Annotated in this window: 15 protein-coding genes; 5 read left to right on the top strand and 10 right to left on the bottom strand. The window is 47.6% G+C overall.

The genetic code is table 11. The annotated features are described in order from the left end of the window. Positions 1 to 87: 87 nt before the first annotated feature. Positions 88 to 1224, bottom strand: a complete 1137-nt coding sequence (locus LEUMU_RS26515) for a helix-turn-helix domain-containing protein (protein WP_022953390.1) — start codon at positions 1222 to 1224, stop codon at positions 88 to 90. 111 nt (positions 1225 to 1335) lie between these two features. Here LEUMU_RS26515 and exaC point away from each other — a divergent pair, with 111 nt between their 5' ends. The 3 genes from exaC to LEUMU_RS0116415 all read left to right on the top strand — a co-directional run bounded on the left by exaC (position 1336) and on the right by LEUMU_RS0116415 (position 5226). Then, the gene (exaC, locus tag LEUMU_RS0116425; RefSeq protein WP_022953389.1) at positions 1336 to 2856 is read left to right on the top strand and encodes an acetaldehyde dehydrogenase ExaC; all 1521 of its coding nucleotides are present in this window, start codon (positions 1336 to 1338) and stop codon (positions 2854 to 2856) included. A 183-nt stretch (positions 2857 to 3039) separates the two neighbouring features. After that, complete coding sequence (locus LEUMU_RS0116420; protein ID WP_022953388.1) at positions 3040 to 4887, top strand: 3'-5' exonuclease; 1848 nt, start codon at positions 3040 to 3042, stop codon at positions 4885 to 4887. 9 nt (positions 4888 to 4896) lie between these two features. Continuing rightward, complete coding sequence (locus tag LEUMU_RS0116415; protein ID WP_022953387.1) at positions 4897 to 5226, top strand: YqfO family protein; 330 nt, start codon at positions 4897 to 4899, stop codon at positions 5224 to 5226. A 48-nt stretch (positions 5227 to 5274) separates the two neighbouring features. Here the strand turns inward: LEUMU_RS0116415 and LEUMU_RS0116410 are convergent, their stop codons facing one another. Both LEUMU_RS0116410 and LEUMU_RS0116405 read right to left on the bottom strand, forming a co-directional pair. Then, positions 5275 to 5868, bottom strand: a complete 594-nt coding sequence (locus LEUMU_RS0116410; protein ID WP_022953386.1) for a glutathione peroxidase — start codon at positions 5866 to 5868, stop codon at positions 5275 to 5277. 92 nt (positions 5869 to 5960) lie between these two features. Next, on the bottom strand, positions 5961 to 6209 hold the full coding sequence (locus LEUMU_RS0116405) for a DUF6552 family protein (RefSeq protein ID WP_022953385.1): 249 nt from the start codon (positions 6207 to 6209) through the stop codon (positions 5961 to 5963). 122 nt (positions 6210 to 6331) lie between these two features. Between LEUMU_RS0116405 and LEUMU_RS0116400 the strand changes: the two genes are divergently transcribed. Beyond that, positions 6332 to 7243, top strand: coding sequence for a LysR substrate-binding domain-containing protein (locus LEUMU_RS0116400; protein WP_022953384.1), 912 nt, complete (start codon positions 6332 to 6334; stop codon positions 7241 to 7243). On the opposite strand, the gene efpL is transcribed toward LEUMU_RS0116400, so the two are convergent. Together efpL and LEUMU_RS0116390 are read right to left on the bottom strand one after the other, a co-directional pair. Further along, the gene (gene efpL, locus LEUMU_RS0116395; RefSeq protein WP_022953383.1) at positions 7244 to 7819 is read right to left on the bottom strand and encodes an elongation factor P-like protein EfpL; all 576 of its coding nucleotides are present in this window, start codon (positions 7817 to 7819) and stop codon (positions 7244 to 7246) included. It abuts the gene before it with no gap. Positions 7820 to 7956: 137 nt separating this feature from the next. Next, a complete protein-coding gene (locus LEUMU_RS0116390; protein ID WP_169446445.1) occupies positions 7957 to 8739 on the bottom strand; it encodes a YdcF family protein in 783 nt (260 codons plus the stop codon). A gap of 95 nt (positions 8740 to 8834) precedes the next feature. Here LEUMU_RS0116390 and LEUMU_RS0116385 point away from each other — a divergent pair, with 95 nt between their 5' ends. After that, positions 8835 to 9686 carry a transglutaminase family protein gene (locus tag LEUMU_RS0116385; protein ID WP_022953381.1) on the top strand — a complete coding sequence of 284 codons (852 nt, stop codon included), beginning with the start codon at positions 8835 to 8837 and terminating at the stop codon, positions 9684 to 9686. A 107-nt stretch (positions 9687 to 9793) separates the two neighbouring features. Here LEUMU_RS0116385 and LEUMU_RS0116380 read toward each other — a convergent pair whose 3' ends face one another. The 5 genes from LEUMU_RS0116380 to LEUMU_RS0116360 form a co-directional block, all read right to left on the bottom strand. Then, positions 9794 to 10453 (bottom strand): HAD-IA family hydrolase, encoded by a 660-nt coding sequence (locus tag LEUMU_RS0116380; protein ID WP_022953380.1) that lies wholly within the window; start codon positions 10451 to 10453, stop codon positions 9794 to 9796. A 47-nt stretch (positions 10454 to 10500) separates the two neighbouring features. After that, entirely contained in the window at positions 10501 to 11406 is a 906-nt protein-coding gene (rarD, locus tag LEUMU_RS26510; protein ID WP_022953379.1) for an EamA family transporter RarD, read from the bottom strand. A gap of 28 nt (positions 11407 to 11434) precedes the next feature. Beyond that, positions 11435 to 12046, bottom strand: coding sequence for a DUF2238 domain-containing protein (locus LEUMU_RS0116370; protein ID WP_022953378.1), 612 nt, complete (start codon positions 12044 to 12046; stop codon positions 11435 to 11437). A gap of 69 nt (positions 12047 to 12115) precedes the next feature. Beyond that, a complete protein-coding gene (locus LEUMU_RS0116365; protein WP_022953377.1) occupies positions 12116 to 12604 on the bottom strand; it encodes a PIN domain-containing protein in 489 nt (162 codons plus the stop codon). After that, positions 12588 to 13652, bottom strand: a complete 1065-nt coding sequence (locus LEUMU_RS0116360) for a helix-turn-helix domain-containing protein (protein ID WP_022953376.1) — start codon at positions 13650 to 13652, stop codon at positions 12588 to 12590. Before LEUMU_RS0116360 ends, LEUMU_RS0116365 begins: the two co-directional genes overlap by 17 nt. Positions 13653 to 13702: the final 50 nt, after the last annotated feature.

Genomic DNA, 13702 nt, shown 5'->3' with positions numbered 1-13702 from the left:
TGGCTTGCTAAGCGAGTCTGAGAAACTGCTGTAAAGCTGATGGCATATGTTTTATTGGATATTAATCCGATTAAAACATGTGCCATTTTAGTAGTCCGCCAACTCCAGCAAACGCTCTCGAACCAGCTCTCCCGCATCTAAGTGACACTGCTTAAGCATGGTTCCAAAATCATCGCAGTTATTCAGCGATTTACTCATAATCGCATCAATACAATGCCGCCATTGCTCCACTTCTGGCGAGTTGGAACTCGTTAACAAACTTCCCTGATATAAGCTAAATGCCAGATTAAATCGCTTGGCATTAATAGCACTCCACAAATCAACAAAGTCAGCCCGACAGCCAAGGTCTAAGCGATATGGGCGCGAAGCAATGCTCCCACCTAATAAACTGCGTAAGGTTGAAATTTCTGATTTTAGGGTACTTTTGGTAACCGGCTCATCGCCATACAACGCGGCATGTAGCGCATCTAATGATAGGCCGCGCGGATTTAATGCTAATAAACACAGAATCTCGCAATGCCTCAGAGATAAATGCATTGCTGCGCCTTTATAAATCACCCGTGGCTGTCCCAGCATATACAACTCAAGCTCGGCCTGTGGCTGATGATCTGGCAAGTTTTGAGCAATGGATTTAGCCATCTGCTCAATTGCTGCCTGACCTAATGGCGTGTGTCGCTCCCAGGTTGAAGACAAGTCCAGCGTTCCGACTAAAGCACCGGTTTGGGGGTGAATAATGGGGGCGGCATAACAGACCCAGTCATGTAACGCTGAGCGAAAGTGTTCGGCAGAAAATACGGTAACCGGCTCATGAGTAATCAGACATAGGCCCACAGCATTGGTGCCAGCGCTTTGCTCGCCCCATTGGCCGCCTGCAATAAAATTCACATCGCCTGCGCGGTCTTGCATGTGTTGGCTGGCATAAGTCCAAAGTAATCGACCAGTGGCATCGGAAATCGCAGCAACCAATTCACCCTCGCTGACAATATCCATCAACTTGGCTAGTTCGCGCTGTGCGCAGTCATGAATGGGGGATTCGTGCCAACGGAATTCAGTTTCGTGGGGATCTTCCAACCGGACACTGCTGGTTTGAGTGGGAACAAAGGTTTGGCTGCGCGACCAAGAGGCGCTGATTCGCTGGGGAATGCCGGGTGCATTCACCGCTTTTTTATGAAGGAAGCGATCCCATTGGGATTCAACCAATTCCTTGCGTTGCTTCAATAACATGGCCACCTCCTCAAGTCGCTGCAATCATTCAACCTTTATTCAACCCTTAGGTTGCTAGGATGCTCATGTGGATTATTAGCATCTATACAGTCTCAAAACAAGGAGGAGATTATGATATACGCAAATCCTAACACACCTGGTGCCGTGGTTAATTTTAAAGAAACTTACGGTAACTTTATTGGTGGCGAATGGGTAGCACCGGTTAAAGGTGAATACTTCGGTAACGTTTCTCCAGTTAATGGTGAAGTGTTCTGCCAAATTCCTCGCTCCACCGCAGAAGATGTTGAGCTGGCACTCGATGCCGCACATGCTGCAAAAGACGCTTGGGGTAAAACCTCTGTGGCTGCTCGCTCAAATGTCTTATTAAAGATCGCAGATCGCATCGAAGCTAACCTTGAACTGCTGGCCGTGGCTGACAGCTGGGACAATGGTAAAGCGGTTCGCGAAACCCTAAACGCCGACGTACCATTATGTGTTGATCACTTCCGCTACTTTGCAGGTTGTATCCGTGCACAAGAAGGCGGCATTAGTGAAATTGACGATAACACCATCGCTTATCATTTCCATGAGCCTTTGGGCGTTGTTGGTCAAATCATTCCTTGGAACTTCCCACTGCTGATGGCAGCCTGGAAACTGGCACCGGCACTGGCTGCGGGTAACTGTGTTGTCCTAAAGCCTGCGGAGCAAACACCTGCTTCAATCTTGCTGCTGATGGAAGTAATCTCTGATGTGCTACCTGCTGGCGTCATCAATGTGGTTAATGGCTACGGTGCAGAAGCTGGTCAGGCATTAGCGACTAGCACACGTATTGCCAAGATTGCATTTACAGGTTCCACACCGGTCGGCTCACACATTCTGAAGTGCGCGGCTGAAAACATTATCCCATCAACCGTTGAGCTTGGCGGTAAGTCGCCAAACGTATTCTTTGAAGACGTGCTGGATCAGGAAGATGAGTTTGTCAGCAAGTGTATTGAAGGTGCGGTATTAGCATTCTTCAACCAAGGTGAAGTTTGTACTTGTCCTTCTCGCTTACTGGTTCAGGAGTCCATCTACGAGAAATTCATTGGTCTGGTAATCGAGCGTGCAGCGCAAATTAAGCGTGGCAACCCGTTGGATACTGAAGTCATGGTGGGCGCACAAGCCTCTCAGGAACAGTACGACAAAATCCTGAAGTACATCGAAATCGGTAAAGAGGAAGGCGCAGAAGTATTGATTGGTGGTGGCGTTGAAGCCATGGGCGCTGAGCACAGCACCGGTTACTACGTGCAGCCAACATTGCTGAAAGGCAACAACAAAATGCGCGTATTCCAGGAAGAAATCTTTGGCCCTGTCGTCTCAGTAACAACCTTTAAGGATGCAGCTGAAGCGCTGGAAATTGCCAATGACACTGAGTTTGGATTAGGTGCTGGTGTTTGGACACGTGACATGAACTTGTCTTACCGCATGGGCCGTGGCATTCAGGCGGGTCGTGTATGGACCAACTGCTACCACCACTACCCAGCTCACGCGGCATTTGGTGGGTACAAGAAGTCTGGTGTTGGTCGTGAAAACCACAGAATGATGTTGGATCACTACCAGCAAACTAAGAACTTATTAGTTAGCTACGATGTAAATCCGCTTGGATTCTTCTAAGCAAATCGCTTAACCATTGTTTATCATGTGCATTGCCGGAGCGTTTCATTAGCTCCGGCTTTTTTGTTTGTATAATTTAATCACTTTTCAAGGAGGCTTATAGTAGTATCGAGTCATACCTAAATAATAAATATAAACACAATGGCTAAACTCATTCCATCTCTCAGTAGCTGTACAGCCCGAATGCAAGCAGGAGAACGGCGCTTTGCGAATCGTCTGGAACAGTTTTTAGAAGACGACTATTTATGTTGGTACGACATGCCGGTTGGGAAGCGCCAGCGGTATTCAGACTTTATTGTATTCCATCCTCTGCGTGGCCTGCTGTTGCTGGAGGTCAAAGACTGGAAAATAGACACCATTGATCATTTCGATAAATCATCTGTTGGACTGAAAACCCCAAGTGGCCTGAAAAATGTGCTCAATCCCGTAGAGCAAGCTCGGCAGTGCGCCTACCAATTGGTCAATACTTTAGAAGTAGATCCGTTATTGCGTCAGGAGTCCGGGCAATATGGTGGAAAACTCGCATTTCCATATGGCTTCGGCGTGGTATTCACCAGCATCACTCGCAAGCAATTTAACGATCACAAGCTGGGAAATATTATTCCTAAAAGCCAGATAATTTGCCGTGATGAAATGCTCGAAAATAGTGACCCTGAGCAGTTTCAGGAGCGGCTATGGAATATGTTTCAGCATCGCTTTAATCAGCCACTCTCTAAAGAACAAATCGACAGAGTACGCTGGCATATTTTTCCGGAAATCCGTATTCCCGATCAAGGCAGTCTATTTGATAACGGCGAGCAGTCCATCCAGAAGCATGACACTGAGCACCAACCACTCTCAGGACTCATGAAAGTAATGGACATGCAGCAAGAGCAGCTTGCTCGCAGCATGGGAGGCGGCCACCGTGTAGTGCATGGCGTTGCAGGTTCCGGTAAAACACTGATACTGATTTATCGCTGCGTATATCTCGCACCATTGTTACAAAAGCCCGTCTTGGTACTTTGCTATAACATCACACTAGCCGCACGCATGCAGGAATTGATGCACGAACAAGGTCTGGCTGAAAAAGTTATCGTCCGCCATTTTCATGGCTGGTGTGGTGACCTACTCAAACAGAATGATTTAGCCGTCAATGCTGGAGCCAATGATAATTACATAAAGCTGCTGGAAGAAACTGTTATTCAGGCAGTAGAAGACGGCATCATTAAGCCAGATTTATATGGTGCCATTATGATTGACGAGGGCCATGATTTTGAGCCGGAATGGTTGAGTGTAATTAGTCGAATGGCTGATGCTGAGGATGGTCAGCTTTTACTCTTGTATGACGATGCGCAGTCGATTTATAGCAAACAAGATCAGCTTGGGTTTAGCTTATCCAGTGTCGGGATTCAGGCACGTGGGCGCACAACTGTTCTCAGAACGAACTATCGCAATACCGATGAAGTCTTCACCTTTGCTTATGATTTTGCGAAGCATTATCTCAAGGACCATTCAGCTGAAGAAGACTTCGTCCCGTTAATACAACCAGAGTCTGCTGGCAGACACAGCGTCGCACCAGAGTTAAGGCAATTTGAGTCCTTTGAGCTGGAGGTGAAAACTATTGTCACTTGGCTATTACGCTGGCATGAAGATCGAGGAATTAAGTGGTCTGAAATTTGTTTGCTGTATCGAAATAAGCGTCAAGGGCAGCAGATCGAAGAAAAACTTGAACAGGCGAATATTCCGCATCAATGGTTATCTAACTCCAAGGCTAAAAAAGCATTCTGCTTTCGCGATGACAGCGTTAAACTTATGACGATTCACAGCAGCAAGGGCTTAGAGTTTCCAATGGTCATCGTCTTAGGGTTGGGATATATGCCAACCAAAAATCTTGATGTCGTGACCGAAGCGAAGCTCTTGTATGTAGCAATGACTCGCTCTACTGAAAAGCTGCTATTAACCACTCATTGCGAGACAGAGTTCACTCGGCTACTAAGCCCATCAAAAACGTCGGAGACGCTTGAAGAAAATGATGCTTTGTCGACTAATTAAGGTAAACCAATGCCATCTAAATACGTAAAACTCGCTATTTTTGTTCCCGAAGATTACGCCGACGCCGTGCGTGAAGCGATTGGCAAAGCCGGTGCGGGTAAACGAACTGACAGCAATTACAGCCACTGCAGCTTTACCACAAAGGGCGTTGGTCGTTTCTTACCTGAGGAGGGCGCGGTTCCAACCATTGGCACGGTTGGCAAGCTTGAGGCGGTATTAGAAGATCGTATCGAAACGATGTGTTTGCGCGAGCTACTGCCCGACGTACTGGCCGCTGCAAAAGCCGTACATAAATATGAAGAAATGGCTTATGACATTTGGGCGCTGGAAGATGCTTAAGCACATTCCCAAGTATTAATCTCGAGAATGCACTCATTAGCTAATTTGTTACAGGCTTTTCTCAACCAGATCGGTGACTTGCTTATCCGTCGGAGATACATGACTTGGCAGGCTGGCCACTAATCGCCCTTCTCTATCCAGTAAGTACTTATGAAAATTCCATTGCGGGTATTCGCCCGCTAACTCACCTAAGGTTCGGTAAAACGGCGATGCTGCCGATTTTATCGCATGCGTTTTCTCAAACATTGGAAATTTGACGCCGTACGTTCGGCTGCAAAAGGTGGCAATCTCTTTTTCCGTACCGGGGTCTTGCGAGCCAAAGTCATTGGATGGAAAGCCCAATACCGTAAAGCCGCGAGGCTTGTAAGTGTTGTAAAGCGTTTCCAACTCTGCAAATTGCGGCGTAAAGCCACAGCGGCTGGCGGTATTCACAATTAGCGTCACTTGGCCTTTGTAGGTGTCGCAGAGGTTGATGCTTTTGGCATCACTCAGCTTGCGAAACGAATAATCCAATGTGGCAGGGCAGCCTGACTTCGTCAATGTCTTCGCTGAAGTGCCCGCAGTACTTTCAGCCGTAGCCAAAGCCGGACTCAGCGCAGCCAGCAGTGGAACCAGAAAAAAGCTTGGGAAATTCATTTTCATCACGTCGCCCCTCATAAGATAGTGAACCTACTGAATCCAGTATCGTGCAGCGAATGTCGAAGCAACGTGAAGAAAGCCTTAGCATGTAATATTTAGCTGATTGCTCCAGCCACCATGACGGTCAGTGCAATGACGTGGATTAGGATAATGGCTTTATCATTCCACAGCAGGCCAACGGCCAACCAGCCCGTGATACCGGCTAGAAACAGATAAATATTCCATGGCGCAAACTCGAACGCCGTCGCCGTATAGCCCAGAATCTGGATAATCGATGCTACCCACTTGGTGTAAAACGCGATCGTCTCTTTTTGTGGTCCAATGTATTGTAAAACAGCTTCCATAATACTAGTCCTCTCATCTGGTCATCGTTGGTTTTGATGGCGGAAGTATCTGCCACAACAGAGACCTTGACTAATCACATTATCACAGCTCAGACTGTAGAAAATCTACTGGCTTATGACCCATGCGAGAACCCAATTTAAAAGCACTGAGAATGTTTAATGCGGCCGCTGAGCACTTAAACTTCCGACTGGCCGCAGAGACATTACACCTCACGCAAGGCGCGGTTGCTCAACAGGTGCGCCAGTTAGAAGCGGATTTAGGCGTTAAGCTGTTTCATCGTTTGGCGCGTGGTTTGGCATTGACCGAGCGTGGCAAGCAGTATTATCAAGCGATTCGGCATGCGTTGAGTATTATCGAAGAAGCAACACAGGCTGTTACAACTACAGATAATCAGGTCACAGTCAGTATGACACCCTCAATGGCGGCGAAGTGGCTGGTACCTCGGTTGGCTGACTTTGAATCGGCACATCCCGAAATTGATATGCACATTATCGCCAGCGATAAACTGGCTGACTTTCAATCTGATGGCGTAGATATTGCCATTCGCTACGGTTGCCCGCCGTTTGATAAATCGCTGCATGCAGAGCTATTGGTCTCGATTCACTTACTGGCCGTTTGCAGCGTCGACTATGCCAGAAAGCACTATAACTATCGCAGCGCTCAGGATGATCCGGATACTTTTGAAATTGATGACCCACGACAGTTTGTGATTCAGCGGCTGATTCAGGACAGCCATGGCCATTGGGATACGTGGTTTAAGGCGATGAAACTACAGCCGGCGCGCCGAATGCTGGCATTCAACCAAACCTCATTAGCGATTGATGCAGCAATTACTGGTCAGGGAATTACGTTGGTGCCGAGCTTTTTAGTAAGGGATCATGTAGATCAAGGGCATTTGATTAGCTTATGGCAGCACGAAGTAGAGAATGGCCACGGCTATTATCTTGTGTATCCCAAACAAGCGACACCGCCGAGCCCGACAGTGGAGTCGGTCCGGCGATGGCTGCGCGAGGCATTGATTGCCTCGGCTTAATTACTTATTGTCTGCGCGACCTAAGAATTTACGCTCTTCTACGTGTATACGGATCACGTTACCCGTAGAAATATGCTCAGGTACTTGAACAGTCAAGCCAGTCGATAAGATCGCAGGCTTGGTTCTCGCCGTTGCAGAACCACCTTTGATTGATGGATCAGTTTCAGTGATTTCCAGCTCCACATGCGTTGGCAGCTCAAGCGCTACTGGCATGTCATCAACCAAAATCACCTGAATACCCGTAGTGGCTTCTGTAATGAATGGCGTTTCATTGGCGATCGTATCTTTGTTCAGATTGTATGGCGTGTAGTCTTCAGTGTTCATAAAGACATATTCTTCGCCATCGATGTAAGAAAACATCACTGGCTCACGAACTAAATCAGCCAATTCCAACATTTCCGAGTCTTTAAACGTCTCGTCAATTTTGCTGTTACTAACCACATCGTACATGCGCATGCGGTAGAGACTACCACCCGCGCGGCCTTGTGGAACCGAACGTTCGATATCTCTTACAATGTAAGTTCTACCGTTATAATTAAGCGCTGTGTTCTTTTTGATTTCACTTGCCTTAGGCATTTTTCAGATCCTGAAAATTAAACGTAATGTGTTTTTGATAGCGCTATTGTAGCTGATACAGGGGTAGTGGTGTATAGCGCTACTTTCATCGCTGGCTTTGTTAATTCGTAGTGAGTCACTTGCTAGGTGCAGTGTGCTTAAATCCTTCCCGTTAAACGATAAATCAACGTACCTAGCGTTTCATGAATGTAGTTGCGCCAGAGGTCGTTTCCGTCCTTAAGGTCAAATCGCCACCAGTCATTGATGCCGGAGGTTTCATAATCCACGGGAATAGCAATGACACGCTCAGCTAAGCCAACACGTTCAAAAATTTTCATTGAGCGACTCATGTGTGCGGCAGAAGTAATCAGGCCCCAACGCCCTTCATTGCCGGTTGCTTCCAATAATTCTTTGGAATAAAGCGCATTTTCATAAGTGTTACGAGACCTGCCTTCCAAGATAATATTCTCCGGCGGCACACCTTGCTCAGTTAAAAACTTTTTCGCAATATCGGCACCAGACCAACCTTCGTGAAAAATCTGGCCGGTATAACCTGTGTACAAAATCTTTAGCTGAGGATTTTGATTGTAGGCTTTAGTAGACTCTGTGATTCGCTCTGCCGCTCTCATCAATGAGGCTTCATTTCGAGCTTTGGCAACACTGCCTTTTCCTTCACCGCCCCCCAACACAATCACACCAGTTAGTTCTTTATAGTCAACACTGGCTTGTGGATAGGTATTCTCCAGCTTTGAAAGCAGGTAATCTGGAATCGGGTAATAGCCAACAAGCAACCACGCGATAATCGTGAAACGCGCCAGAAACTTGGTCAGGCGGGGCTTTTTGAATATCGCGGCTGAAAACCACCACAGCAGTGTCAAAACAAACAAGCAGTTGATGGGTACAAGAAAAAACGAGAGTACTTTTGAGAGTATAAAGAACATAATTAGCAAGACGCCCTCAGAAAAATGGATCATAACAATATTGATTTCTCTGTTCTATCGATTTAGTAACCGTAATCTAATCAGAGCTAATAACTATGAAACGATACAAAATTATCCACCGTACTTTCTACAACTACACCAAAATGGTGACGCTGGGAGCTCACCAGTTACTACTGCGTCCTCGTGAAAACCACGAACTGCGCATCGAATCCTTTGATCTAAAAATCTCCCCGGAAGCCAAGCTCATGTGGCATCGCGACGTTGAGAGTAACTCCGTCGCGACAGCGAGCTTTAGCGGCGAGACGCGGCAATTGGCGATTGAAAGCGAAGTCATCATTCAGCAGTACAACGAAGTGCCTTTGGATTTCATGGTGTCGGATTATGCGATCAACTACCCGTTTATCTACTCCGAGGAAGACCAGATCCAGCTGTCGCCTTACCGAATTTTGCCAGATGAAAAAACCAGAGTACGCTTAAATAACTGGATTTTCGAGAGTTGGAAGTTCGATGAGCAGGTGCAGAGCTATACGCTACTGCAACGCCTGACTACGCGCATTTATGAAACGATGACCTATACCGTCAGAGAAGAGCCGGGCGTGCAGACCTCGGAGCAAACACTGACCTTAGGTTCAGGCTCTTGCCGTGACTTTGCATTGCTATTTATGGAAGCGGCTAAGTGTTTGGGACTGGCGACACGCTTTGTGAGTGGCTATCTACATGCCCCATTGATGTCGGCTCAGGTTGGCTCGACTCACGCATGGGCTGAGGTATATTTACCCGGCGGCGGCTGGATTGGTTTTGATCCAACGATTGGCGATATTGTTGGTCCTGATCATATTCCGGTGGCGGTTGCGCGTTTGGCGCAGTCGGTTCCGCCAGTGTCTGGTTCGTTTGCAGGCGTTGCGGAATCTAGCTTGGATGTTGGAGTTTGGGTTAGCGAGTGCTAATGCCTGCATTCTAATAAGCGACTTATACCAAAAGATTCAACAGGGGTTGCCTGTTGAATCTTTTAATAATGGCAGTGGCTGTATCAATAGCTAATCAGATCTGTAAACTACCGACCCAGCAAAATCTCACTCAATTCTGCCATATCCACAATATTCACATACCCTGGTTTATTCTCCCGACGTTGTTTCGGCGTGTAATGAAACACCTGCATCCCCGCTGCAATCGCGGCTTCCACACCCGTTGGGCTATCCTCAATTACCGCACATTGCTCCGGCGCAAAGCCCATTTTCTCAGCGGCGTGTAAAAACAAATCCGGCTTCGGTTTCCAGGCATTAATGTCATAGGCACTAAACACATTATCCCCAAAGTGTTGTGCCAACTCAGTGACTTGCAAGGCATGGGCGAGCTTCTTTGGTGGTGCATTGGAGGCCACGCAAATCTGCTGAGAGAGTGCCGGTAGCAATTCCGGAATCCCCGCAATCGGCCGTAAGCCATCTTCAAATAAGCCACGTACATGATCACGAAATAGGGTTTCAAAATCATCCGGCATCGTGAGGCTATAACGCTGCTCAATATCACGAACCACCGCTGCAAATTGCATGCCTTCGTAGCGCTCGATTAATGAGACTTGCGACTCCGTAATTTCTGGAATCAGCGCGGCATAGGCTTGAAAATTGAGCTTCTCGCTGTCGACCAGCGTGCCGTCAAGATCGAACAGGATGCATTCCCATTGCATGGTGTTGGTCTTCTGGTGGGTGTCAGGCATGCGATCATTCCTAAGTGTTGGTTATCAGTAAGTCGTGTGATTTGGGTTTATTGTATCGGATTGGCGAGTAAACGCATGCGCCGTTGCTGAGTAATTGCGCCCACGCTAAATACGATCAGCGCGATCCAGATAAAGCCGAAGCTCACCAACTGTGTACTATCGAACGACTCTTTAAAGAAGTAGATGCCGCATAGCATTTGCATGATCGGGTTGATGTACATCATAAAGCCAATCGCGGTGAGGCTGAGCTTTTTGGCGGCGGTGGCAAACAGCAATAACGGGACGGCAGTGATGACGCCGGAGACCATCAACAGTACGCTGACGGAGATGCCATTGCTAATAAATCCGCTCTGGCCATTGGCAGCAAGCCAGATCATATACAGGACGGAGAGGGGGAGTAGCACGGCGGTTTCAATGGTCAGGCCAGAGAGCGAGTCGACTTCGGCTTTTTTACGCACTAAGCCGTAACAGCCAAAGCTGATCGACACGGTGAGCGAAACCCATGGCAGACCACCAAGATTGATGACTTGAGTGATAATGCCAATCAGCGCCAGTGCGCAAGCTGCCAACCGGTAAATATCCAGCTGTTCCTTGAGAATGACCCGCGCGAGCATCACGCTCACCAGTGGCGTGAGGAAGTAACCGAAACTCGACTCCAATACGCGCCCATTGGCCACCGCCCAAATAAAGGTTAACCAGTTGATGGCGATGAGAATGGAGGAGGCGATCATGAATTTGCGGGTGGCTGGATTGCGTAAAGCCTCCCAAATGCGCTGATGCTTGCCGGTAAGCAGCACAACGACGGCGAGAAACAGGAATGACCAAACAATGCGCTGGGCTAGAATTTCAGCCGGTGACACTGAGTTGAGGTAGTAGAAGAAAATGGGGAAGAAACCCCAGAGGATGTAGGCGGTCAGTCCGTAGATCAGGCCGGTTTGCTGTTGATTAGCCACGTCGATTCATCGCTTAAAGCGCGTTAGGTTAGCCCCTATTGTCGGGCTTGCATAGGCCTTTTAACTGCCGATTATGCCAGTTTTTAAGCAGGAGCAGAGCCGAGATGCCGCCAATCAATGCCCATAACATGTCGGATTGGGTATCCCAGACGTAACCTTGGGTGCCAAGGAATGCCTCCGCTGAACCGCCGTAGATGGCTGCAACCAGCCATTCGATGAGTTCGTACAGCGCGCTAAAGGCCAGCACAAAGCAGACGCAGAAGAAATGCATCCAGCCCTCACCATTCACTACTTGCTTGCGAATGAGTAACTCGCGGGCGATCATGACTGGTATAAATCCCTGTGCCAGATGCCCGACTTTGTCGTAGTTATTGCGAGACTGGCCAAGCGCATCGCGTATCCAGTCAAATAGCGGCACTTCGGCATAAGTGTAATGCCCGCCAACCATCAAAATAATGCAATGAATCAGGATCAAACCGTAGAGTAGCGGGGTGAGCGGAAAGCGTTTGTACGTAAGCGCCATGACCGCCAGACCAATGAGCGCAGGCAATACTTCCAGCCACCATGTCGGATAGTCTTTTGGCGCGATAGCCGACCAAATCAGCACCGCAAAATAGAGCGTTAGCCAGAGTATTTTCATGGTTTGACTGTAGCATGATTTAGGGGAACAGTGAGGTGAGGATTGTTTTCAGATGACCTATTGAGTGGCCTAGAGTCTATCAAGGTTTCTAAGTGCGATATCCCAAGGTAATCGTCGTCCGGAATCTCTCATTTTTTGATAAGCGACTCTTGCGTTATCGACTGACAGTAAACTCTCTTTAATCATTGTTTCGATAATCCAGAGTGTACCTTTAACTGTTATAAGCTCTTCTTCTGCTAGCTTTCTCAGGTCGCGATCTCCACTTAACAGTGGACACCTTTCCTGCTTTGCCAGCGCTATCGCAAAGCAGTCATTACGACTTGGGCCGTGTGCTTTTTGGGTGATCTCAAAGGCGTACATCATCGTTTCGGCAGATAGCTCTAGAACAGATAAACCCATATCGATCAGGTGTGCATGTTGCTCTTCCAGTTCTTCCAGTTCTTCATAGAACAATATATCTGGAACGCTGAATTCAAAAGGTAACTTGAAGAAGGTGTCTAATAGCTCACCCTCTTCAAGGTCAATCAGGATATTTGCATCACTAACCAGTAACTGCACAGCGTGGCTCCATCTTACGTGCCTGATGGAAGTGCATTAATGGCATCGACAGCAATTCAGCGGCTTTAGATTCGCCAATAATCCCTTCACCAAGTGCTCGATAAACCAATTGCTGAAACAACAAGGTTGTTTCTTGTGGGTAAGGGTCACGAGGCTCCTGTTTACGCCAGCCGTTTTTAGAAAATTGGACAATCAATTTTTTCAATACTGATGACGAAATGATTTTCAGATCAAAGGCGCGATAGAAGCAACCCTGCATACTCAGCCCGTATTCCTGCTTTAGTAGATATAGCTCTTGTGGCTCAAGGCTATGTCGATGCTCGCCGAGCTGTTGATACATGCTTGTCGCCGGTATTAAAAAGGCGGAAGCAAACCGGTTACAGGCTTTTTCTTCATCTAGCTCGGTAGATAAGCGCCCATGCAATAGCAAGTGACCAAGCTCGTGTGCCAGCGTGAAGCGTTGGCGGTCTCCCGGCCAATTAGCAGAAACGACGATAACTGGTTTACCTGAAATTGACGTTTGCAGACCATCAAATTTTTCATGCTCATCCACATCCGTCACGATGACCAAAATACCGTGCAGTTCCAGCACATCGATCAGGTCTGGTATCGGATTTAACCCTAGTTGCCAAGCCTCTCGGATGCTGTCCGCGATTTGATCCAGCTCATCCAAGTTAGCCACTTGCTCTGGAAGCACCGCAGGCAGTTTAAAATCAGCGAGTGGAAAGTTAGGCCAGAGGTTTGCCAGCTCCTGCCAGCGCTCTGCCTGATCTAATACATCGGCCTCGATTTGTTTGAGAATTTTCTGCGGAGTATTGGCACGTTTCCGATATTCCACGCCTGATAGCACTACTTGCACGGGCCGAAAGAAATACTCGCTACGAACGCCGAGTGCTTTAGATATTTTTATGAGAATACCTGAGCTTGGCATACTAAGGTCATGCTCATACTTTTTGATCATATTAGCACTGACGCCAACAGCCTTGCCTAATCCCTGCATGGATAGGCCAGATGCTGCCCGCGCACGCTTTAAACGCTCACCGATCATATTGGCCTCCTTTAGGTTGTTGGTTTATGAAAATAATATTTATACTATAA

Source organism: Leucothrix mucor DSM 2157 (assembly GCF_000419525.1).
Lineage (GTDB): Bacteria > Pseudomonadota > Gammaproteobacteria > Thiotrichales > Thiotrichaceae > Leucothrix > Leucothrix mucor.
This window is presented reverse-complemented; position numbering and strand designations above follow the sequence as displayed.

What these genes read in the sequence shown, in the direction of transcription:
- LEUMU_RS26515 (WP_022953390.1), bottom strand. Translation starts at nt 1,224, where the DNA reads ATGTTATTGAAGCAACGCAAGGAATTGGTTGAATCCCAATGGGATCGC.
- exaC (WP_022953389.1), top strand. Translation starts at nt 1,336, where the DNA reads ATGATATACGCAAATCCTAACACACCTGGTGCCGTGGTTAATTTTAAA.
- LEUMU_RS0116420 (WP_022953388.1), top strand. Translation starts at nt 3,040, where the DNA reads ATGCAAGCAGGAGAACGGCGCTTTGCGAATCGTCTGGAACAGTTTTTA.
- LEUMU_RS0116415 (WP_022953387.1), top strand. Translation starts at nt 4,897, where the DNA reads ATGCCATCTAAATACGTAAAACTCGCTATTTTTGTTCCCGAAGATTAC.
- LEUMU_RS0116410 (WP_022953386.1), bottom strand. Translation starts at nt 5,868, where the DNA reads ATGAAAATGAATTTCCCAAGCTTTTTTCTGGTTCCACTGCTGGCTGCG.
- LEUMU_RS0116405 (WP_022953385.1), bottom strand. Translation starts at nt 6,209, where the DNA reads ATGGAAGCTGTTTTACAATACATTGGACCACAAAAAGAGACGATCGCG.
- LEUMU_RS0116400 (WP_022953384.1), top strand. Translation starts at nt 6,332, where the DNA reads ATGCGAGAACCCAATTTAAAAGCACTGAGAATGTTTAATGCGGCCGCT.
- efpL (WP_022953383.1), bottom strand. Translation starts at nt 7,819, where the DNA reads ATGCCTAAGGCAAGTGAAATCAAAAAGAACACAGCGCTTAATTATAAC.
- LEUMU_RS0116390 (WP_169446445.1), bottom strand. Translation starts at nt 8,739, where the DNA reads ATGTTCTTTATACTCTCAAAAGTACTCTCGTTTTTTCTTGTACCCATC.
- LEUMU_RS0116385 (WP_022953381.1), top strand. Translation starts at nt 8,835, where the DNA reads ATGAAACGATACAAAATTATCCACCGTACTTTCTACAACTACACCAAA.
- LEUMU_RS0116380 (WP_022953380.1), bottom strand. Translation starts at nt 10,453, where the DNA reads ATGCCTGACACCCACCAGAAGACCAACACCATGCAATGGGAATGCATC.
- LEUMU_RS0116370 (WP_022953378.1), bottom strand. Translation starts at nt 12,046, where the DNA reads ATGAAAATACTCTGGCTAACGCTCTATTTTGCGGTGCTGATTTGGTCG.
- LEUMU_RS0116360 (WP_022953376.1), bottom strand. Translation starts at nt 13,652, where the DNA reads ATGATCGGTGAGCGTTTAAAGCGTGCGCGGGCAGCATCTGGCCTATCC.